The 21,078-nt window shown below is 58.3% G+C and carries 17 protein-coding genes; 14 read left to right on the forward strand and 3 right to left on the reverse strand.

All coding sequences use genetic code 11. The features are described from left to right. Positions 1-198: 198 nt before the first annotated feature. On the reverse strand, positions 199-699 hold the full coding sequence (gene tpx, locus ACLD1Y_RS21740; RefSeq protein ID WP_429479867.1) for a thiol peroxidase: 501 nt from the start codon (positions 697-699) through the stop codon (positions 199-201). 158 nt (positions 700-857) lie between these two features. Between tpx and ACLD1Y_RS21745 the strand changes: the two genes are divergently transcribed. The 12 genes from ACLD1Y_RS21745 (at position 858) to ACLD1Y_RS21800 (ending at position 18,328) form a co-directional block, all read left to right on the forward strand. Beyond that, on the forward strand, positions 858-2,147 hold the full coding sequence (locus ACLD1Y_RS21745; RefSeq protein WP_429479868.1) for a glycosyltransferase: 1,290 nt from the start codon (positions 858-860) through the stop codon (positions 2,145-2,147). A 73-nt stretch (positions 2,148-2,220) separates the two neighbouring features. Next, entirely contained in the window at positions 2,221-3,126 is a 906-nt protein-coding gene (locus ACLD1Y_RS21750) for a helix-turn-helix domain-containing protein (protein WP_429479869.1), read from the forward strand. A gap of 166 nt (positions 3,127-3,292) precedes the next feature. Continuing rightward, complete coding sequence (locus ACLD1Y_RS21755) at positions 3,293-8,668, forward strand: hypothetical protein (RefSeq protein WP_429479870.1); 5,376 nt, start codon at positions 3,293-3,295, stop codon at positions 8,666-8,668. Positions 8,669-9,061: 393 nt separating this feature from the next. Further along, complete coding sequence (locus tag ACLD1Y_RS21760; RefSeq protein WP_429479941.1) at positions 9,062-10,345, forward strand: ABC transporter substrate-binding protein; 1,284 nt, start codon at positions 9,062-9,064, stop codon at positions 10,343-10,345. 153 nt (positions 10,346-10,498) lie between these two features. Then, a complete protein-coding gene (locus tag ACLD1Y_RS21765) occupies positions 10,499-11,389 on the forward strand; it encodes a carbohydrate ABC transporter permease (protein WP_429479871.1) in 891 nt (296 codons plus the stop codon). A 10-nt stretch (positions 11,390-11,399) separates the two neighbouring features. Then, on the forward strand, positions 11,400-12,230 hold the full coding sequence (locus tag ACLD1Y_RS21770) for a carbohydrate ABC transporter permease (RefSeq protein WP_429479872.1): 831 nt from the start codon (positions 11,400-11,402) through the stop codon (positions 12,228-12,230). A gap of 22 nt (positions 12,231-12,252) precedes the next feature. Further along, a complete protein-coding gene (locus ACLD1Y_RS21775) occupies positions 12,253-13,356 on the forward strand; it encodes an ABC transporter ATP-binding protein (protein ID WP_429479873.1) in 1,104 nt (367 codons plus the stop codon). Between the two features lie 16 nt (positions 13,357-13,372). Further along, a complete protein-coding gene (locus tag ACLD1Y_RS21780; protein WP_429479874.1) occupies positions 13,373-14,848 on the forward strand; it encodes a mannitol dehydrogenase family protein in 1,476 nt (491 codons plus the stop codon). 142 nt (positions 14,849-14,990) lie between these two features. Further along, a complete protein-coding gene (gene xylB / locus ACLD1Y_RS21785) occupies positions 14,991-16,472 on the forward strand; it encodes a xylulokinase (protein ID WP_429479875.1) in 1,482 nt (493 codons plus the stop codon). 12 nt (positions 16,473-16,484) lie between these two features. Beyond that, positions 16,485-17,423, forward strand: a complete 939-nt coding sequence (locus ACLD1Y_RS21790) for a carbohydrate kinase family protein (RefSeq protein ID WP_429479876.1) — start codon at positions 16,485-16,487, stop codon at positions 17,421-17,423. A 170-nt stretch (positions 17,424-17,593) separates the two neighbouring features. Then, entirely contained in the window at positions 17,594-17,848 is a 255-nt protein-coding gene (locus ACLD1Y_RS21795; RefSeq protein ID WP_429479877.1) for a DUF2790 domain-containing protein, read from the forward strand. Between the two features lie 81 nt (positions 17,849-17,929). Beyond that, on the forward strand, positions 17,930-18,328 hold the full coding sequence (locus ACLD1Y_RS21800; RefSeq protein ID WP_429479878.1) for a hypothetical protein: 399 nt from the start codon (positions 17,930-17,932) through the stop codon (positions 18,326-18,328). Here the strand turns inward: ACLD1Y_RS21800 and ACLD1Y_RS21805 are convergent. Both ACLD1Y_RS21805 and ilvA read right to left on the reverse strand, forming a co-directional pair. Further along, entirely contained in the window at positions 18,325-18,594 is a 270-nt protein-coding gene (locus tag ACLD1Y_RS21805; RefSeq protein ID WP_429479879.1) for a DUF1652 domain-containing protein, read from the reverse strand. The two genes, ACLD1Y_RS21800 and ACLD1Y_RS21805, sit on opposite strands and share 4 nt — an antisense overlap. A gap of 218 nt (positions 18,595-18,812) precedes the next feature. Beyond that, on the reverse strand, positions 18,813-19,823 hold the full coding sequence (gene ilvA / locus ACLD1Y_RS21810) for a threonine ammonia-lyase, biosynthetic (protein WP_429479880.1): 1,011 nt from the start codon (positions 19,821-19,823) through the stop codon (positions 18,813-18,815). A 252-nt stretch (positions 19,824-20,075) separates the two neighbouring features. Here ilvA and ACLD1Y_RS21815 point away from each other — a divergent pair, with 252 nt between their 5' ends. Both ACLD1Y_RS21815 and map read left to right on the forward strand, forming a co-directional pair. After that, positions 20,076-20,276 carry a ParD-like family protein gene (locus tag ACLD1Y_RS21815; RefSeq protein ID WP_017135045.1) on the forward strand — a complete coding sequence of 67 codons (201 nt, stop codon included), beginning with the start codon at positions 20,076-20,078 and terminating at the stop codon, positions 20,274-20,276. Beyond that, positions 20,276-21,031 carry a type I methionyl aminopeptidase gene (map, locus tag ACLD1Y_RS21820; protein WP_429479881.1) on the forward strand — a complete coding sequence of 252 codons (756 nt, stop codon included), beginning with the start codon at positions 20,276-20,278 and terminating at the stop codon, positions 21,029-21,031. The genes ACLD1Y_RS21815 and map overlap by 1 nt, the downstream gene beginning before the upstream one ends. The last annotated feature ends 47 nt before the right edge of the window (positions 21,032-21,078 follow it).

The following is a 21,078-nucleotide window of genomic DNA, read 5'->3' on the forward strand; positions in this document are numbered from 1 at the left end:
GATAAGCACTGTGGCGCATTTAGAAAAGCGCCTTTACCGGCTATTTACCTTGGGCTTACAACTTTTAACGACTGACTTTAGTCCATTGGCTAATTCAGCTAAGCGTTTGACCCTTAAATGAAAACGGCCTGGACTAGGCCAGGCCGCAATCATGTAGCACACGTGTTACTGCCAAGCGACAGTAACGCGCCGAATCAATTACTTCAAAACAGCCAGGGCGGCTTCGTAGTTCGGCTCTTGGCCGATCTCGCTGACCAGTTCGCTGTGCAGCACGTTGTCGTTTTCGTCCAGTACCACCACGGCACGGGCGGTCAGGCCTTTGAGTGGGCCGTCAGCGATAGCTACGCCGTAGTCAACAGCGAAAGCGGCGCTGCGGAAGTCCGACAGGTTCTTCACGTTTTCCAAGCCTTCGGCGCCGCAGAAACGGGCTTGGGCGAACGGCAGGTCGGTGGAGATGCACAGTACAACGGCGTTGTTCAGCTCGTTGGCCTGGGCGTTGAACTTGCGCACCGAAGTCGCGCAGGTCGGAGTGTCGACACTTGGGAAGATGTTCAGCACTTTGCGCTTGCCGGCGAAAGTGGCCAGGGTTGCGTCCGACAGGTCGCCGGCGGTCAGGGTGAACTCAGGAGCCTGGGTGCCGGTTTGTGGCAGTTCGCCTTCAACCTGGACAGGGTTACCACGGAGGGTGACTTGAGCCATGAACGGAATCCTTATGCTGGGTTTATTGAAACGAATTCGAGAGGCGGAAGTTAACCACAAAGTGGTGTGACTACCTACCGCCAGACACAAATTGTCATCCCGCCCCGTTGTGGTTTAATTGCGCGCTTTGCGCAACCTCTCCAAGGAAACTGTTGTTGATGAATCAGCCTGCCACCCGAGTTCTGGTCATTGGATACGTCTGGCCCGAGCCTCGCTCCTCGGCCGCCGGCGGACACATGATGCAGATACTGGAGACTTTTCTTACGCAAAATTGGGAAATCACCTTTAGCAGCCCCGCCGCCCTCGGCGAGCACAAGGCCGACCTTCAAGCTTTGGGCATCGCCGAATGTGCCATCGAGCTTAATAACAGCAGTTTCGACGACTTTATTCGCGAACTGGCCCCGGACATCGTGCTGTTCGACCGCTTCATGATGGAAGAACAGTTCGGCTGGCGCGTCGAGAAATGCTGCCCCAACGCCCTGCGCGTGCTGGAAACCTCTGACCTGCAAAGCCTGCGCGACGCCCGTCACCAGCGCCTCAAAGACAGGCTCAAGGCCCATCCCGACAGCGACGACTTCACTGCCTTGTTCGCACCGGCACTGGCAGAAGAATTCCAATTGATGGCCGGCACCGACCTGGCCAAGCGCGAGATCGCCGCGATTTACCGCTGTGACATCAGCCTGATGATCTCCGACGTGGAGATCCGCCTGCTCACCGAGCAATTCAAGGTGCCCGCCGCCCTGCTCCACTGGTGCCCTTTGATGATGGCGCCGCCAACCGAAGCATTCACCCCGTATGAAGACCGTGCGCATTTCCTCAGCATCGGCAACTTCCGCCACGCGCCCAACTGGGATGCGGTGCTATGGATGAAGAACAGCCTGTGGCCACTGATTCGCCAACAATTACCGGGCGCCCAGTTGCACATCTACGGCGCCTACACACCGCCCAAGGCCACCGCACTGCATAACCCGGCGCAAGGTTTCCATGTGATGAACTGGGCCGAAGATGCGCTGCAAGTGATGAGCGCCGCACGCATCTGCCTGGCCCCTCTGCGGTTTGGCGCCGGGATCAAGGGCAAGCTGGCCGATGCCATGCTCTGCGGTACGCCAAACATCACCACGCCGATTGGCGCGGAGGCCATGGGTGATGAACAGCCGTGGCCGGGTGCCATCGAGCAAAGCGCCGAGCGCTTGGCCGCAGCCGCCGTGGCGCTGTATCAAGACCGCGAGCGCTGGACCCAGGCCCAGGAAGACGGCCGCCAGTTGCTCGCCCGCCGTTACGCCCAAGACCTGCACGGCCCGGCACTGCTGGCATGCCTTGAGCAATGCCGCGCTAACCTGGCCGACCACCGCCGCGACAACTTCACCGGCAGCATGCTGCGCCATCACGCGCATAAAAGTACCCAGTACATGTCCCAGTGGATCGAGGCGAAAAACCGCAACGTGTAAACAGCGGTGCTGGCAGCGTCGCGCACATAGGGGCATTATTCGGCTCGCACCCCAACAATAAAGCGACGGCAACATGACCCGAGCAGCGCGCATCACCGATCCTTCCTACGAGCTGATGGACGACCACAACGGCCTGTCCATCATCTATCGCCAGCACGGTTTCCCCTGCCCGCTGGTGCGCTGGCATTTCCACAAGGAATACGAACTGCACCTGATCGTGGCCAGTTCCGGCAAGGTGTTTATCGGCGACTACATCGGCAACTTCTACCCGGAAAGCCTGTTTCTCACCGGGCCCAACCTGCCCCACAACTGGATCAGCCAGGTCGAAGAGGACGAGGTGGTGCCCAAGCGCGACATGCTGGTGAACTTCACCGATGACCTGTTCGAGGGCGGCAGCCAGGTCTTCACCGAACTCAAGACCCTGGCCCCACTACTGGAACGGGCGCAATACGGCATCGAATTCCGCTGCAAAAAGACCATCGCCCAGGCCATGACCCTGATGCAGCGCATCGAGGACGCCCAGGGCATGGCGCGCCTGGGGCACTTTTTTATCCTGCTGGAAGTGTTGAGCGCCTGTGAGGACTACCAACTGCTGTCGGGCGTGACCACGCCGCAGTTGGCCGATGAGCACAGCATCGACCGCACCAACCGTGCGGTGGACTACATCTTTGCCCACTACGCGCGGGAACTGCCTCTGGAAGAGGTGGCGGACTACCTGGGCATGAAGCCGACGTATTTCTCGCGGGTATTTAAACAAGCCACGGGGCGCACGTTTATCGAGTTCGTCAATCGGCTGCGGATCAGCAAGTCGTGCGAGTTGCTGGCGGACGGTGATAAAGCGGTGACGGATGTGTGTTTTGAGTCGGGATTTAACAACATCTCGAACTTCAACCGGCGTTTCCAGCAGCTCAAGGGCATGACACCTTCCCACTACCGGCGTCTGGTGGTGCAGCGGCTCACGGAGCAGAACCTGACTTGACTTCTGCTGCCCTCAAACACATTGAATAAAAATATCGGTAAAACGCCTGCGCCCTTACCCATCGCTAAAGGAACGGCATCTCCCCCTATGCCACTCAGCGTCGCCACTTTCACGGTTTCATTCGAAAGATGGTTCTTTCCGACACGCAGGTAAAAGGGGCGTCGCCATGATCAATGTTCCGCAGCACTTCGTTCACACCGCCACACCCAGCTACACCACACATACCCCACAAAAAACCAACACACCGCCGAATCTGGAAACGGTCGGAAGCCAGCCACCCAGCGCGTCCAAACTCCGTCCTGTCTTGTTGCGCACACGTCGAGACTTACAGAACCCAGTCGTTGAGCCTGACCCTTTCAAAGCGTCGGCTCGCCAGTTCGCCGACGCCTTGGTTAAGCAGGGTGACGGGCAGCTAGCGGTAAGTCTTGGTATTGCCTTGGTCCGTCGTCAACTCGCCTCCGAGAATAGCCAAACTATCGACGCGCCCGACAAGCTCGCCGTCCCGCCGACGTCCACCTTTGGCCAGGCCTGGTCTGAGCTTGCAGACACGCTGGAATCGGAGCCTTTTAAGTCGTTTGCCGAGGCCAAGTTGATTGATATTACACAGCTGCTCATTAGCGAGACTGGAGGTCTATACGAGAACGCAAAAGACGGACGCCATGCCCGTTTTTTCGCACACGACCACCCCGAGTGGTCAGCCGTTTCGGCTGCCGTTTTAGCAGCTGCAAAAAAGTTGAAAAGCAAGGCTTATCCGGCAGTCTCGTTCTATGGTCGCGAACATGCTTCGGCTTACAACATCGCCGGATACTATGCGCTTTCAGTGGTTGGCCTTGATCGCAACAGCATGCTTTCAACCGCCGGCCAACTCTTGCGCGATGGAAGTTTTGACACCTTAAGCAGCTCAGACCCGCTCGACGCGCCGATCAAACAAAAACAAAGCGAGGCGCGCCAACGCATCGCAGCTTTACCGTCGTCAGCGTTGCTCCCTATTCTGGAAAAAATTGCACCCTCGACAGTGGAGCAGAAGGTTCAGCAAGCCGATCAGGCAATGGCACAGTTGGCCAGCCGCGGGATGATGAAACTGCTGCCAGAAACCAGTGACTACCAAACATCGGTCAACCTGGAAGACCTGCCTAAATATTCAAGCTACGTTCAGACGGGCGAATATCTGTTGAAAGCGCTGAACGGCAAAACATCCAGCACCTTTACCCAAGAGAACAACGTCGATCCCACCAGCATGCGCATCAACCCCGTCAGCGGTGAAATGATGGGGACAGTGAAGGGCGTCAACACCACGTTCACCTTGAACGATGTGTCCGGCTGGTACGAGGTCTGGAACGAGATAAAAGAGGCGGTGCAACTGATGGCCGCCGGCTCCAGGGATGATGTGACTTACCCCGACAGCACGTCCGCACCCCTGTATAAAGTCCTGGATTTTTACAACGAGCCAAGTCCTCACCAAGCGCTGGACGTTACTCGCCAACTCGCGTCCACCCTGGGGCGTATCGACGAGATGAATCAAAACCAAGGATTCAAAGCGCTGGTCGGTGCAGCACCCACCGATCCGGATTCCATCGCCGTAAGGCAGCGTCAACAAGCGGTGATACGACAACTGATCGGTACGCCACTGACGCTCTCGCCACTTGAAACGCTGGGCGCCGCTGTCAAAGCCAACCTCCCAACGCCAGTGGACATTCAAAAAAACCCGGATGAGGTCTTTGCACGCGCCGAGAGTGAAATGGCAACCACTGTGCAAAGTGCAATGCTTGAGCTGCAAACCCATCCGGACCAGATCACCTCGAAAATCATCCAGCCGATCCCCCCCATGAGCCTGCCGGGCCACTGTCTGGACTACCTCAACAAAGCCCTCAAGGGCCGTGGTTTTACCGCGTGGGCACGCGAACAGAATATTGACCTGACCTCCCTGCGCTATGACCCCACTGACAATGCGCTGATCGGCAAGGTCAAGGGCGTTGACCAGCGCTTCACCGACACCGACTTTGCGCAAAAACACCCCAAATACTTTGATGCGCTCACACACGTGTTGAACGCCGCGAGTCAATTCGCGAAAGCGGGACAAACCATCCCATTGCCGCATACCGCTATCAGTGGCCTGCCATACCCATGGATAGCCAATTTATATGGCCTCAGCGATGCTCCCGGCAGCACAGTATTCAACCAACAGATGGCGTTGATGGGGCGTACCCAACAGTTCCCCACACAGTCGGACGAACCACAAAAAACCGTGAGTAGGCTGGACCGACAGAAAACCGCACTGGGTGATAGCAACGACCGCTATCAGTTGATCCGCTTGATGAAAAACTGGAGTGCAAAAAGCAACCTTAGCCGCTTTGTGGTAGACCCGGACTCAACTCACCACCCCAAGAGCGTGACGACCGTCGCCGCGTTCCTCTCGCACAATGGCTGGTACCCAATACAGTCGAAAGCAGACAACGACAACTTGCTGGCAGCCTTGCAGGCCCAGGTCCCACAGCCTCCGCCTTTGGGCAATCTATGGGGTTTCCTGTCAACGCAACTGCCGTTGAGTAACACCCAGCGCAGCAAAGTGGCCGAATTCGTGAAGAGCGTCATTGGCGCCAATAACACTCTCCTCAATTACCTCGCAAGCAACGTTACTGATCTCAGTAACGCTCCCGAAAAAGCGCTGGAACAACTGCTTACCAGCGACAAAGCGATTGAACTGGCCACCCAGTTGCAAACCAAAATGCAGGGCGCTTCAACCCCAACCAGCCTGAAGCAATGGCTTTTGACCGCATTGGTGCTGGAGCTTGATCCAACGGCCGGAACGCAACATAAGACCCTGGCCGGTACAGACTTAGCGGGCAACGACAATGCCGGGCGCAGCACGCTCTTTATCCATGATCGGTTTAACCAACACCTGACTGCCAACAAAAACATTCCTTCCCACCTTGCACCTGTGGTTTCGCACTTGCTGTTGTCAGGGGCGGGGCCGCACCTGCTGGTCAAGGATGTACCGAAAAAAGTAACCCTCGGCTCCCCCGAGTGGTTCAACTTTACGGCGGCGGTTAACCAAATTGAATGGAAGGCCCCTGGCGCCACCGCGAGCATGACTTACCAGCAAGTGATGGGTAATTACAACATCCAACCCATTTCAGCACTGGAAGCGCAGATAAAAAGCTACGCACAGATGAACCCGTTGCTGGATTGGGCCGCCCTCAATAATAAGGTCAATAAGAACACCTACACCCTGCAACAGTTGAAAGACAGCCAACAAAAACTCCAGGCACAGACCAATCGTACGGCCGAGGCTGTGCGTTGGCTGAGTACGGCCGAAGCGCCCAACAGAAGGGACATGGCGCTTAAGGTGCTAAAAGAGAAGTTGGGGCCGGATATTGATTATGAAAAACGATTTATGCTGGAAAACGAATTCGCGGGTGTAATCAGCGGTGACCACTATAGCCTCGTAGAAATCTATGAAGCAGGCAGGCTGGATGAAAGCTGGATGCAGGAAGGCAGTCATGTGGACTTCGACAGCCTGCGTAAAAAAGCCAAAGAGCCTGGCTTTCCGGTTATCAACGAAGAATTCGACAAAGCCATAAAAGAAGATTTCAACCTGCGCAGACGTCATACCAGGACTCTGTTCGAGGACATGCTCAAAAAGCTACCGGTAGAGGAACACAAGAGCCTGCTCTATGGCGACGTCGAGTTTTTAAATGTTGAAGGCGCTGGCAGTGGCATGGTGATCACGTCGGTCTACAACGGGGTGAGAAGAGATTTTGCGGTCTACCCAACGTGGGGCCAGATTGTAAGGATTGCCGACATTGACCCCGCCACGCCACGGGGCCAGAAAGTCAGCCTCGACATCGACGCCGAGGCTTTCAAAAGCGGCACTGAACCCAAAACCGGGGTTAAATCGGACGTAGTATTGCGCAGTACCGAGCGACGCCTTCTGGATGACAACAATGAACCGTGGCCGCTGGAAGTCTCCTTCCCGGCCCACAAAGAAAATGACGCGTTATCCCCCAACTACGTGAGTGGCAGGCTATCGAAACTGGCCAACGCTATGATCGACTCGACCTACCTGAACAAAGCCGAGTTTGTGAACCTTCATCGCAATTGGTCCAGCAATACGCTTGAAACAGCGACAGAACCCAGTGATTTCTTCAAGGCACTTTGGCATTCCTTGCCGGGCACCAGCAGCTTGGAAGACCTTTATCACGGTCAGTTTGCGAAGGCGGCAGTAGACCTTGCCATTGATGCTGCGATCATGATCGCCACAGAGGGCGCGGGCAAGTTGTGGGGGCTGGCAAAAACTGCGGCGTCTTGGGGGGCTGCCAAGGTCGCTGAGGGGTTTATCGAGAAGTTTGGGGCTAAAGAGACTGAAAGTATTGCGCTCAGGGATATGAGCGCCGCCAGCACCTCTGAGTCCATTAATACGGCCCGCCGCCTGCAAGGCTTTGGTGGCGAAGTTACGACGCCGGAAAATGTGGCTGACGGATTCATCTCGAGCGCTGGCGCCCGAAACCCAATCAAGGTTAGCGCGATGTATAAAGACGACGGATGGTATGCCTATAACGCCAGGACTTTAGAGGCTGAGGGCGCGGTGCTGGAAGGGTTCGTGCCGGAAGGGCTCAACAAGAACCCATTATTTGGGAAGCTGCCCGCAGAAATAGAGGCCGAACAAGCCCTGATGAAAACATTTGAGAATAAAGTGATTGAGGCTCGTAAAGAAGCGAACTATCAAAAAGGATACGACGCCCTCACTCTTGGCAACATAGAAGGTTACACTCCCAATATGGGAGCGGCATCCATCCGAAAACTGATTGCCCATTCCAATTTCAATGCTGAACAGATAGGCAGTCTGTTTCGACAAATAGAAATAATAGAACTGGATCACTTTCAACGGGTGTCCGAAGCTTTCATGCGCGAGATGAATTCAGTTGGCGCGACCGTTCGCCCAATGCCCCAGTCGTTTCATCTTGCCCTAACACGCATCTACTCCCCTGGCGAGTGTGCCGGGCTTTCTACCGCAATGGCTATGGCGATAATGGAGGGCTCCGAAAATACATTGCTTGATAATTTGGCTATTGCCGCAGCAAAACCGAGCGTCGTCGAGAATGCAAAGTTTCTAAACAATATTGAGAAACTCGAAAATACGATGATGTTCAATAACACGCTTCATGGCAATGGCGGAGCCCTTGTCCCATTTGACGGCATCGTTAAAAAAATGAGTGAGGCAAAGGAGACAACTGCTTGGTTAGTCAGTGAAGACGGACACGCAATGACTGCAGGCGTAAGGATCGACCCAGCCAAAATAAAAAAACCCATATGGTTCTTCTACGAGCCGAACTTCGGCCTTGCCATTTTCGACTCTAAAAACAAAATGAAGGCAGGGATGCGCAAGCTCCTGAAAACCGGCCCGATTGGGACCAGTCACCTCCACTATGGCACTCCGTCAAAGCCGATATATGGGACGTCGACTTTCAACCCGGACAATCTCAAGAAGCAAAACTGGTCGATTGAGGATGTAAAAAAACTATCCCAACCGATTGGAAATTAACATAACCGGTATCGACAACCGACCAGAGCGTAGCGCACTCGCGCTACGCTCTGTTTCTGCAGCCCTGCTCCTCACCTGCAAGATCAGCAGTCACGATAAATATACGTTTGGAGTCGGCCGAAGCATGTTGGTCCTAGTATGCCGCGTCATAGGTAGCACCCGACGCGAGCAAGCGCCTACGGTGAAACACTCTAAGTGAGTGCAAAAAAGTATCAGTCCCAGTGCGCCCAAGGATTTGTCACACCGCCATTTCAAGGCTGTAATCAACCGCACACTCTTCCTGACTCCTTGTAGGAAGACACAACAACAATAACTGTCCTTCTGTAGCCCCTGGGCGCGGAAATGGAGTGCGCGATGAAGTTCACAGCAAAAGCCCTGCTTGTCTCTACCTGCATGATGACCTGCATGACCCTCAGCGCCGTCAGCCTTGGCGCGCAGACCCTGACCATTGCCACCGTCAACAACAGCGACATGATCCGTATGCAGAAGCTCTCGAAAACCTTCGAGGCCGAGCATCCGGAGATCAAGCTGAACTGGGTGGTGCTCGAAGAAAACGTGCTGCGCCAACGCCTGACCACCGACATTGCTACCCAAGGCGGGCAGTTCGATGTGTTGACCATCGGCATGTACGAAGCCGCACTGTGGGGCGCCAAGGGTTGGCTGGAGCCGATGAAGGATCTGCCAGCGTCCTACGACCTCGATGATGTATTCCCTTCGGTGCGTGACGGTTTGTCCGTCAAGGGCTCGTTGTACGCCCTGCCGTTCTACGCCGAAAGCTCGATCACCTATTACCGCACCGACTTGTTCAAGGACGCCGGGCTGACCATGCCTGAGCACCCGACCTGGACGCAGATCGGCGAGTTCGCCAGCAAACTCACCGACAAGAGCAAAGAGCAGTACGGCCTGTGCCTGCGTGGCAAAGCCGGTTGGGGTGAGAACATGGCGCTGATCACCACCTTGGCCAACGGCTACGGTGCGCGCTGGTTCGATGAGAAGTGGCAACCGGAATTCAATGGCCAGGAATGGAAGGACGCGCTGAGCTTCTACGTCGACAACATGAAGAAATCCGGCCCGCCGGGTGCCTCCAGCAACGGTTTCAACGAGAACTTGGCACTGTTCAACAGCGGTAAATGCGCTATCTGGGTGGATGCCAGCGTGGCCGGCTCGTTTGTCACCGACAAGACCCAAAGCAAAGTGGCTGACCACGTAGGCTTCACCTTTGCCCCGCACGAGAAGACCGACAAGGGCACCTCGTGGCTGTACTCCTGGAGCCTGGCGATCCCCACCAGTTCCAAGGCCAAGGACGCCGCCAAGGTGTTCACCAGTTGGGCAACGTCCAAGGAATATGGCGCGCTGGTGGCCAAGACCGACGGCGTGGCCAACGTCCCGCCAGGCACGCGCAAATCCACCTATAGCGACGAGTACATGAAGGCCGCACCGTTTGCCAAGGTGACGCTGGAATCGCTCAAAGTGGCGGACCCGACCAAGCCGACGCTCAAGTCGGTGCCGTATGTCGGCATTCAGTTGGTGACCATTCCTGAGTTCCAGGCGATTGGGACCTCGGTGGGCAAGCTGTTCTCGGCCGCATTGACCGGTCAACAGACGGTGGATCAAGCCTTGACCGCCGCGCAGACCAGCACCGAGCGGGAAATGAAGCGGGCCGGTTATCCCAAGTAACCCTGGTTCACCACAGTCAAATGTGGGAGGGGGCTTGCTCCCGATGAGGGCCTGTCAGCCACCAAATGTGTAGCTGACCCACCGCTATCGGGGGCAAGCCCCCTCCCACACTGACCGCACTCCGATTCTTGCTCTGTACTGGCCTTGAATACCATGAATACACCACCCAAAAACCGCCTGGCCAACCCCGGCTGGTTCCTTGTCAGCCCCTCGGTGGCCTTGCTGCTGCTGTGGATGATCGTGCCGCTGGGCATGACGCTGTACTTCTCCTTGATCCGCTACAACCTGCTCTACCCCGGCGAAAACCAATTCGTGGGGCTGGAGAACTTCACCTACTTCATCACCGACTCGGGCTTCTTGCCCGGCGCCACCAACACGCTGTTGCTGGTGGGCAGCGTGCTGCTGATCAGTGTGGTATTCGGCGTGTTGATCAGCGCCTTGCTCGAAGCCAGTGAGTTCTTCGGTCGCGGCCTGGTGCGGGTGTTGTTGATCTCGCCGTTCTTCATCATGCCCACGGTGGGTGCGCTGATCTGGAAGAACCTGATTTTCCACCCAGTGTCGGGGATCCTCGCCGCCGTATGGAAGTTTTTCGGCGCCGAGCCCGTGGACTGGCTGGCGCACTACCCGTTGCTGTCGATCATCATCATTGTCTCGTGGCAATGGCTGCCCTTCGCCATTTTGCTGTTGATGACTGCCATGCAGTCCCTCGACCAGGAACAAAAGGAAGCCGCGCGCCTGGACGGTGCCGGCGCCATCGCGATTTTCTGGCACCTCACCCTGCCCCATTTGGCCCGCCCGATTGCCGTGGTGGTGATGATCGAGACGATCTTTTTGCTGTCGGTGTTCGCCGAAATCTTCACCACCACCAACGGTGGCCCCGGCTACGCGTCGACCAACTTGGCGTACCTGATCTACAACCAGGCGCTGGTGCAGTTTGACGTGGGTATGGCCTCGGCTGGCGGCTTGATTGCCGTGGTCATCGCCAATATCGCGGCGATCATCCTGGTGCGGATGATCGGCAAAAACCTGACTGACAAGCCTTGAGGGCCGCGCCATGACGCTTCAACAAACCCGCCGCCTGCAAAGCCTGTTGCTCGGCACCTTGGCTTGGGCCATCGCGATCTTGATCTTCTTCCCGATCTTCTGGATGGTGCTGACCAGCTTCAAGACCGAAATCGACGCGTTCGCCACGCCGCCGCAGTTCATCTTCACGCCGACGCTGGAGAACTACCTGCACATCAACGAACGCAGCAATTACTTTGCCTACGCCTGGAACTCGGTGGTGATTTCCTTCAGCGCCACCGCCCTGTGCCTGCTGATCTCGGTGCCGGCCGCCTACTCCATGGCGTTCTACGAAACCCAGCGCACCAAGGGCACGCTGCTGTGGATGCTGTCCACCAAGATGCTGCCACCGGTGGGCGTGCTGATGCCGATCTACCTGCTGGCCAAGAGCTTTGGCCTGCTGGATACGCGTATCGCGCTGATCATTATCTACACCCTGATCAACCTGCCGATCGTGGTATGGATGGTTTACACCTACTTCAAGGACATCCCCAAGGACATCCTCGAAGCCGCCCGCCTGGATGGCGCCACCCTGTGGCAGGAAATGGTCCGCGTGCTGCTGCCGATTGCCAAAGGTGGTTTGGCTTCTACCGTGCTGCTGTCGCTGATCCTGTGCTGGAACGAAGCGTTCTGGTCGTTGAACCTGACCTCATCGAGCGCCGCGCCACTGACTGCGTTGATCGCCTCCTACTCCAGCCCCGAAGGGTTGTTCTGGGCCAAGTTGTCCGCCGTGTCGACACTGGCCTGCGCGCCGATCCTGATTTTTGGCTGGATCAGCCAGAAACAGCTGGTGCGCGGTTTGTCCTTCGGCGCCGTTAAATAATAATTCCAAGCGGAGGCCCATCATGGCCAACCTGAAAATCAAGAATCTGCAAAAAGGCTTCGAAGGTTTCTCGATCATCAAGGGCATCGACCTTGAAGTGAACGACAAGGAATTCGTGGTGTTCGTCGGCCCGTCGGGCTGCGGTAAATCCACCCTGCTGCGCCTGATCGCCGGCCTTGAAGAAGTGAGCGAAGGCACCATTGAACTGGATGGCCGCGACATCACCGAAGTGACCCCGGCCAAGCGCGACCTGGCGATGGTGTTCCAGACCTACGCCCTGTACCCGCACATGAGTGTGCGCAAGAACATGTCGTTTGCCCTGGATTTGGCGGGCGTGGACAAGAAGCTGGTGCAGAGCAAAGTCGACGAAGCCGCGCGCATCCTCGAATTGGGCCCGTTGCTGGAACGCAAGCCCAAGCAGCTTTCCGGCGGCCAGCGTCAGCGCGTGGCCATTGGCCGGGCGATTGTGCGCAACCCGAAAATCTTCCTGTTCGACGAACCGCTGTCCAACCTCGACGCCGCCCTGCGCGTGCAGATGCGCCTTGAGCTGGCGCGCCTGCACAAAGAGCTGCAAGCCACCATGATCTACGTGACCCACGACCAAGTTGAAGCCATGACCCTGGCCGACAAAGTGGTGGTGTTGAACAGCGGGCGCATCGAACAGGTCGGCTCGCCCCTGGAGCTGTACCACCAGCCGGCCAACCTGTTTGTGGCGGGTTTCCTCGGGACGCCGAAGATGGGCTTCCTCAAGGGCAAGGTCACACGCGTTGACAGCCAAAGCTGTGAAGTGCAACTGGATGCCGGCACCTTGATCAGCCTGCCGTTGAGCGGTGCAACGTTAAGCGTGGGCAGCGCGGTGACCCTGGGCATTCGCCCGGAACACCTGGAAATCGCCAGCCCCGGCCAGACCACCCTGACCGTCACCGCCGACGTCGGCGAGCGCCTGGGCAGCGACACATTCTGTCACGTCATTACCGCCAACGGCGAGCCTTTGACCATGCGGATTCGTGGCGACATGGCCAGCCAATATGGCGAGACGCTGCAATTGCACCTGGACCCGGCGCACTGCCATCTGTTCGATACCGACGGCGTTGCCGTGGCCCGTCCACTGCGCGCTGCCGCCTGATTTTGCGAGAGTTGTGATGAAACTGAATAAACAGAACCTCACTCAGTTGGCGCCCGAAGTACAACTGCCGACGTATACCTCTACCTCGCAGGGCATCGCCCATATCGGCGTCGGTGGTTTCCACCGTGCGCACCAGGCGTATTACACCGATGCACTGATGAACACCGGCGTGGGCTTGGACTGGAGCATCTGCGGCGTCGGCCTGCGTAACGAGGACCGCAAGGCCCGCGATGACCTGGCCGGCCAGGACTACCTGTTCACCCTGTATGAACTGGGCGACACCGACGACACCGAAGTGCGCGTGATCGGCGCCTTCAGCGACATGCTGCTGGCCGAAGACGGCGCCCAGGCCTTGATCGACAAGCTCGCCAGCCCCCAGATCCGCATTGTCTCGCTGACCATCACCGAAGGCGGCTACTGCATCGATGACAGCAACGGTGAGTTTATGGCCCACCTGCCGCAGATCCAACACGACCTGGCGCACCCCAAGGCACCCAAGACCGTGTTCGGTTTTATCTGCGCCGCGCTCACCCAGCGCCGCGCCGCTGGCGTTCCGGCGTTCACGGTGATGTCCTGCGATAACCTGCCGCACAACGGCGCCGTCACGCGCAAGGCCCTGCTGGCGTTCGCCGCCCTGCACAACGCCGAGCTGCATGACTGGATCAAGGCCAATGTGAGCTTCCCCAACGCCATGGTCGACCGTATCACGCCGATGACCAGCACCGCCCACCGCCTGCAACTGCACGATGAGCACGGCATCGACGATGCCTGGCCGGTGGTGTGCGAACCCTTTGTGCAGTGGGTGCTGGAAGACAAGTTCGTCAACGGCCGCCCGGCCTGGGAGCAGGTCGGTGTGCAGTTCACCGATGACGTCACCCCCTATGAAGAGATGAAGATCGGCCTGCTTAACGGCAGCCACCTGGCCCTGACTTACCTGGGGTTCCTCAAGGGTTATCGGTTTGTGCACGAGACCATGAACGACCCGGTATTTGTCGCGTATATGCGGGCCTATATGGACCTGGACGTCACGCCGAACCTGGCGCCGGTGCCGGGCATCGACCTCACGCAGTACAAGCAGACGCTGGTGGACCGCTTCTCCAACCAGGCGATTGCCGACCAGTTGGAACGGGTGTGTTCCGATGGGTCGTCGAAGTTTCCCAAGTTCACCGTGCCGACTCTCAACCGCTTGATCGCCGATGGGCGCGAGACTGAGCGGGCAGCCCTGGTGGTAGCGGCGTGGGCGTTGTATTTGAAGGGTGTGGACGAGAACGGCGTGAGCTACATGATCCCGGACCCGCGGGCAGAATTTTGCCAGGAGCTGGTGAGTGATGATGCCTTGATCAGCAAGCGGTTGCTGGGCGTGGAGGAGATTTTTGGCACGGCTATTCCCAATTCGCCTGAGTTTGTGGCAGCGTTTGAGAAGGGTTATGCCAGTTTGCGCGACAATGGCGTGACTGCAACACTTAAGCAACTCCTGAAGAAACCGAATTAGAAATGTGGGAGCGGGCTTGCTCGCGAATGCGGTGTTTCAGTTGATACTTACTTCACTGACCCACCGCCTTCGCGAGCAAGCCCGCTCCCACATTTTGATCGGGTTACCAATCCATAAAAATAGTACTGCTGAGCACGCCACCATGACCCAGCAAAACCTGTTCCTCGGCATCGACTGCGGCACCCAAGGCACCAAGGCCATCGTCCTCGACGCCACCAGCGGCAAGGTGCTGGGCCTGGGCGCCGCCGCCCACACCCTGATCAGCGGCGCCAACGGCCGGCGCGAGCAAGACACCCAGCAATGGCTCGACGCGTTCACCGAAGCCACCCACCGCGCCCTGCAACAGGCCGGTGTGGACGGCCAGGCCATTCTCGGCATCGGCGTTTCAGGCCAGCAACACGGCCTGGTGTTGCTCGATCACAGCGGCCAGGTATTGCGCCCGGCCAAGCTGTGGTGCGACACCGAAACCGCGCCCGAGAACGACCGCCTATTGCAGCACCTGGGCGGCGAAAGCGGCTCGCTGGAGCGACTTGGGGTGGCGATTGCACCGGGTTACACGGTGTCCAAGCTGTTATGGACCCGCGAACAGCACCCGGACATTTTTGCGCGCATTGCCCATATCCTGCTGCCCCACGACTACCTGAATTACTGGCTCACCGGTCGCGCCGTCGCCGAATACGGCGATGCATCGGGCACCGGCTATTTCAACGTGCGCAGCCGTGAATGGGATGTGGCGCTGTTGAAGCACATCGACCCCAGCGGCCGCCTGGAGCGCGCCTTGCCCCAACTGATCGAAGCCGATCAAAGCGTGGGCACAATCCTGCCCGCCATCGCCGAGCGCCTGGGCATCAACCCCAACGCCATCGTCTCCAGTGGCGGCGGCGACAACATGATGGGCGCCATCGGCACCGGCAATATTGCCCCGGGGGTGATCACCATGAGTCTGGGTTCATCGGGAACCGTCTATGCGTTTGCCGATCAAGCCAACGTAAGCCCCCAGGCCTCGGTGGCCACGTTTTGCGCGTCCAGCGGCGGCTGGTTGCCGTTGATCTGCACCATGAACCTGACCAACGCTACCGGAGTGATCCGCGAACTGTTCGAGTTGGACCTTGCCACGTTCAACGCCTTGGTCGATCAAGCACCGATTGGCGCCGAGGGCGTGAGCATGCTGCCGTTCCTCAACGGCGAACGCGTGCCCGCCCTGCCCCACGCCACCGGCAGCGTGCACGGCCTGACCATGACCAACCTGACCCGTGCCAACCTGTGCCGCGCCGTGGTCGAGGGCACCACCTTTGGCCTGCGCTACGGCCTGGACCTGTTGCGCCAGACCGGCTTGCAAAGCCTGCGCATCCGCTTGATCGGCGGCGGTTCAAAAAGCCCGGTGTGGCGGCAAATGGTCGCCGATATCATGAACACCGAAGTGATCTGTACCGAACAAAGCGAGGCTGCTGCCTTGGGCGCAGCGATCCAGGCGGCGTGGTGCCAGTCCGGCGAGTCGTTGGCCAGCCTGTGCGACAAATGCGTAAGCGTCGACCCGGCCAGCCGCACCCTGCCAGTGGCGGCCAGCGTCAGCGCCTATCAACAGGCTTACGAGCGCTATCAGCAGCTTGTGGCAACCCTTTAAGAGCGAACGACTATGTATCTGGTGTGTGGTGAAGCGCTGTTCGATTTTTTCAGCGAGGAGGATGCCAGCGGGCAGGCTTCCAAGGTCAATTACAAGGCAATTGCCGGCGGTTCACCGTTCAATGTGGCGGTGGGCCTGCGCCGTTTGGGCATCGAGGCCGGGTTGTTCGGTGGCCTGTCCACAGACTTCCTGGGGCGGCGTTTGCTGCAGGTGCTCAGGGACGAAGGCGTGAGCGAAGAGTTCCTGGTGGAGTTTGCCGCGCCCACCACCCTGTCGATGGTCGCCGTGGGCGCCGACGGCTCGCCGCAGTACAACTTTCGCGGAGAAGGCTGTGCCGATCGACTGCTGGACGTGACTCATCTGCCAGCGCTCGGCGATGAGATACGCGGCCTGCATATCGGTTCGTTCTCCCTGGTGGTGCAGCCGGTTGGCGACACCTTGCTGAACCTGGTCCAGCGTGAAAGCGGCAAACGCCTGATCAGCCTCGATCCCAACGTGCGCCTGAACCCCCAACCGGATATCCAACTGTGGCGCGACCGCGTGGCTCAGCTGGTGCAGCACGCCGACCTGATCAAGGTCAGCGACGAAGACCTGCACCTGCTGTATCCCGACCAATCGCCAGAGAGCGTGCTACAGGGTTGGCTGCAACACCGTTGCCAGTTGGTGTTCCTGACCCGTGGCGGCGATGGCGCAACGGTATTCAGCCGCCAGCACGGCAGTTGGTCGGCGCCGGCGGTCAAGGTGGTGATGGCCGATACCGTAGGGGCTGGCGACACCTTCCAGGCGGCCTTGATTGCCTGGTTGACGGAACACGCGCTGGACTCGGTGGAAGGCCTGCAACAACTTTCCCACGCGCAGATCGACGCCATGCTGGGCCTTGCGATTCGTGCGGCGGCCATGACGTGCACCAAGACCGGTCCCGACCTGCCGTACCGTGATCAGCTGCGCTGAACGGCACCAAGCCTGTAGGAGAATTTCGGCTATCGAGTAGGTAAATGCCGCCAAATATGAAGCTTTTGTCAGCAACCCGAAAATTAATCAATGGTTAATCTCCAAAGCTAACAGTGAGTTCGTCCGCCCATCACAGCGATGGGCCAGCGAACCCCTGTTGGAGAACCACCATGAAACTGCAAACCCTGCTCCTGGCAAGCACCCTGGCATTAGTCAGCCTATCGGGCCTGGCACACGCCGACTCAAAACCGGTGCCTTACCGCTATGGCATGCCTATGGATGTGGAGAAAGTCATCTCCATGAACGAACCCCAGACCGACGAGTGCAAGGTGATCAAGGCCGATATCAAGTTCTTGGACAAGGCCGGAGCGGAGCAACACGTGAGCTATAAAAAACTGTCCGATGCCTGCCTGTTCCAGAATTGAACCCAGGTCTGACAAAGGGCGGCGTAATGTGTCTTCACAGCGTATCCTTGGGCACTTCTTATTCGGCCGAAAGGACTCGCCATGCAACTGCGCTTTCATACGCTCGCCCTCTTCACCGCCCTGCTCTGTTTCGCCCTCGCGTTGATCTGGGGGTTGCGCCCCGACCTGCTGCTATGGCTGTGGAGTGTGGAATACTCCAGCGCTACCGGGCTGGTATGCCGGCGTAACGCCGCGCTGTTCCTGGCCGTCGGCATCATGTTCTACCGCGCCCGCCATGCGCCCCCCTCTGACACACGACGCGCCATGACCACCGGGTTTATTGCCGGTTGCCTTGCCTTGGCGGTATTGGGGTTCAGTGAGTGGATCAACGGCAATGCCGGCCCCGGCATCTTGCTGGCCGTGGCAACAGAAACCGTACTGGGCCTGGCGTTTATCCAGGCCCACAGGTCTTCGGCAGTTCAAGCCCCAGCGTCTACCTAGTAATAGGCGCGGCCCCCCGCTCTTTGCAGGGCGGGTGCATGGGTGTGCTTGAGGTCTTCACGCAACCCGGTGATCAGGTTGCAAATGGCTCGGCTGCTGTCGAGCTTGTCAGCGTTTATACCTTTGACTTCCAAATCCACCCGGTCACGGTCACGGTCGTCATAGACCTTGATCGTCAGCGAAGCATCTTCGGCTTTGGTGCATTCGCACCGTTTGGGCAGGAAACTTGTTTCAATAATGCTGCGAAGTTCCAGTTCCGAAAGCATGGCTAACCTCTCCTTTCATGAGACTGCCAATCGATTGTTATAGGTCTTGCGAACACTTGCCTACCACGTCTTGCCAACCCTGGAAGACGCTTGTATCCAACAGCCTACCCGGCAAAATCTGCTGGCGTTGTAACCTTTCCTCATAAGTCCCGGCGGTTGTTATATATCCAAAGATGTTTTAAACATTCAGTCACTTAATCTTCGCCGAATAACCGAGATTAAACGTTTAACCCTGCACTTGCCGCGACTCTCTCAGCAACATGTCGCAAACTATCGAAGTTGATATTGGCCCCGGAATTAATCGCCACCAACGTCTGGCCGCAGGCACCCTCCCGTTCCACGTATTTGCGAATACCCGCCACCGCTAACGCGCCGGAAGGTTCGGTGATGGAGCGGGTATCGTCGTAGATCAGCTTGATGGCGCTGCACAGTTCGTCATTGCTCACGGTGATGACTTCATCTACCCAGTCCCGGCAGATTTCAAAGCCGTAGGCCCCGATCTGCGCGACGGCCGTGCCATCGGCAAACCCGTCCACCGTGGGCAATACCACCCGCTCCCCGGCACCCATCGCCGCCAGCAGGCACGCGGAGCCCTCGGGCTCGACGCCGATGATGCGCACTTCGGGGCGCAAGTATTTGACGTACGCCGCGATCCCGGCGATCAGGCCACCACCGCCCACTGGCACGAAGATCGCGTCCAGCGCGCCCTGTTGCTGGCGCAGGATTTCCATGGCCACGGTGCCTTGGCCAGCGATCACCTGCGGGTCGTCGAAGGGCGACACAAAAGTGCAGCCCGAGGTCTTGGCCAATTCCAGCGCATGGGCCAACGCAAACGGGAAGCTCTCTCCGTGCAGCACCGCATCGGCGCCCCGGGAGCGCACGCCCAGCACTTTCAACTGCGGCGTACTGCACGGCATGACGATACGTGCCTGGATCCCCAACTCTCGCGCCGCCAGTGCCACACCCTGGGCATGATTGCCCGCCGAAGCCGTGACCACCCCCCGGGCTTTTTCGGCATTGCTTAGCTGCACCAGCTTGTTGTAGGCGCCACGAATCTTGAAGGAAAAGGTCGGCTGCAGGTCTTCGCGCTTGAGCAACACCGTATTGCCCAGCATCGCCGACAATGCGGGCGCCGCTTGCAAGGGCGTGCGTACCGCCAGGTCATAGACCGGCGCGGCGAGGATCTTTTTTACATAGTGCTCAAGCAGTTCCGGGGCGGCGGTGCTCATGGGTATCTCCTGGCGGTGTGCAAAGGGCCCTGGAGACGGAAAAACAAAACCCGCCTCTAGGGCGGGTTTGGGTGCAGCCGTGTGCTATCCCGCCAAATGAGGAATGGCGGTAATAATGCTTGGCTGGCTGCGGAAGGCTTGAAATGTCATGCCCCGAAATTAACCGGGCGCAGCACAGCGAGTCAACAAAAGGTTTACTTGCGACATACGAAACATATACGCTTCGTATATCCACTTAACACAGTGAACCCCATGGGCATCGTCAAGATCACCGACCAACTGCACGAACAACTGCGCCTGGCCAGCGCCGCGATGGACCGTTCCATCAACGCCCAGGCCGAGTTCTGGATCAAGATCGGCCTGCTGGCCGAGCTGAACCCCCACCTGCCCTACAACGAGCTGATCAACAAACTGTTGTTGGACAAGCCCGACCTGATCCGAGGGCGTGGTTGATGATCAAGACCGCCGCACAACTGGCCGTGATGCGCGAATCCGGGCGCTTGCTGGCCCAGGTGTTTACCATGCTCGACGGCTTTGTCGCTGCCGGCCGCTCCACACTGGAGCTGGACGCCGCCGTTGAAGCCTTCATCCGCAACGACCTCAAGGCCCGCCCCGCCAGCCTTGGCCAATACGACTACCCTTTCTGCATCAACACTTCGATCAACGAAGTGGTGTGCCATGGCATGCCCAGCGCGAAAGAGGTCTTGAAGGACGGCGATATCATCAACATCGACATCACCCTGGAAAAAGGTGGCTACATCGCCGACTCCAGCAAGATGTACATGATCGGCACCGTCGCCCCCAAGGCGCGGCGCCTGGTGGAGCAGACCTTCGAAGCGATGTGGGCCGGCATCCGCCAGGTCAAGCCCGGCGCACGCCTGGGGGACATCGGCCATGCCATCCAAAGCCATGCGCAGGCCAATGGCTACAGCGTGGTACGTGAATACTGCGGCCATGGCATCGGCAAGCAGATGCATGAAGAACCGCAGGTCCTGCACTTCGGCCGCCCTGGCACCGGCCTTGAACTGCGTGAAGGCATGGTGTTTACCGTGGAGCCGATGCTCAATCAGGGAAGCTCCAAAGTGCGCAGCTTGAAGGATGGCTGGACGGTGGTGACCAAAGACAACAGCCTGTCGGCGCAGTGGGAACATACCGTGGCAGTGACGGCCGATGGCTTTGAAGTGTTGACCTTGCAACACACCCCCTGAACCACCCACTCAACTTGTAGTGAGCGGGCTTGCCCCGCGCTGGGGGG

The organism is Pseudomonas sp. 18175, assembly GCF_050432925.1.
Classification (GTDB): Bacteria; Pseudomonadota; Gammaproteobacteria; order Pseudomonadales; family Pseudomonadaceae; genus Aquipseudomonas.

What these genes read in the sequence shown, in the direction of transcription:
- ACLD1Y_RS21815 (WP_017135045.1), top strand. Translation starts at nt 20,076, where the DNA reads ATGGGCATCGTCAAGATCACCGACCAACTGCACGAACAACTGCGCCTG.
- ACLD1Y_RS21800 (WP_429479878.1), top strand. Translation starts at nt 17,930, where the DNA reads ATGCAACTGCGCTTTCATACGCTCGCCCTCTTCACCGCCCTGCTCTGT.
- ACLD1Y_RS21775 (WP_429479873.1), top strand. Translation starts at nt 12,253, where the DNA reads ATGGCCAACCTGAAAATCAAGAATCTGCAAAAAGGCTTCGAAGGTTTC.
- ACLD1Y_RS21760 (WP_429479941.1), top strand. Translation starts at nt 9,062, where the DNA reads ATGATGACCTGCATGACCCTCAGCGCCGTCAGCCTTGGCGCGCAGACC.
- xylB (WP_429479875.1), top strand. Translation starts at nt 14,991, where the DNA reads ATGACCCAGCAAAACCTGTTCCTCGGCATCGACTGCGGCACCCAAGGC.
- ACLD1Y_RS21780 (WP_429479874.1), top strand. Translation starts at nt 13,373, where the DNA reads ATGAAACTGAATAAACAGAACCTCACTCAGTTGGCGCCCGAAGTACAA.
- ACLD1Y_RS21750 (WP_429479869.1), top strand. Translation starts at nt 2,221, where the DNA reads ATGACCCGAGCAGCGCGCATCACCGATCCTTCCTACGAGCTGATGGAC.
- ACLD1Y_RS21745 (WP_429479868.1), top strand. Translation starts at nt 858, where the DNA reads ATGAATCAGCCTGCCACCCGAGTTCTGGTCATTGGATACGTCTGGCCC.
- ACLD1Y_RS21755 (WP_429479870.1), top strand. Translation starts at nt 3,293, where the DNA reads ATGATCAATGTTCCGCAGCACTTCGTTCACACCGCCACACCCAGCTAC.
- tpx (WP_429479867.1), bottom strand. Translation starts at nt 699, where the DNA reads ATGGCTCAAGTCACCCTCCGTGGTAACCCTGTCCAGGTTGAAGGCGAA.
- ACLD1Y_RS21790 (WP_429479876.1), top strand. Translation starts at nt 16,485, where the DNA reads ATGTATCTGGTGTGTGGTGAAGCGCTGTTCGATTTTTTCAGCGAGGAG.
- ilvA (WP_429479880.1), bottom strand. Translation starts at nt 19,823, where the DNA reads ATGAGCACCGCCGCCCCGGAACTGCTTGAGCACTATGTAAAAAAGATC.
- ACLD1Y_RS21805 (WP_429479879.1), bottom strand. Translation starts at nt 18,594, where the DNA reads ATGCTTTCGGAACTGGAACTTCGCAGCATTATTGAAACAAGTTTCCTG.
- ACLD1Y_RS21770 (WP_429479872.1), top strand. Translation starts at nt 11,400, where the DNA reads ATGACGCTTCAACAAACCCGCCGCCTGCAAAGCCTGTTGCTCGGCACC.
- map (WP_429479881.1), top strand. Translation starts at nt 20,276, where the DNA reads ATGATCAAGACCGCCGCACAACTGGCCGTGATGCGCGAATCCGGGCGC.
- ACLD1Y_RS21795 (WP_429479877.1), top strand. Translation starts at nt 17,594, where the DNA reads ATGAAACTGCAAACCCTGCTCCTGGCAAGCACCCTGGCATTAGTCAGC.
- ACLD1Y_RS21765 (WP_429479871.1), top strand. Translation starts at nt 10,499, where the DNA reads ATGAATACACCACCCAAAAACCGCCTGGCCAACCCCGGCTGGTTCCTT.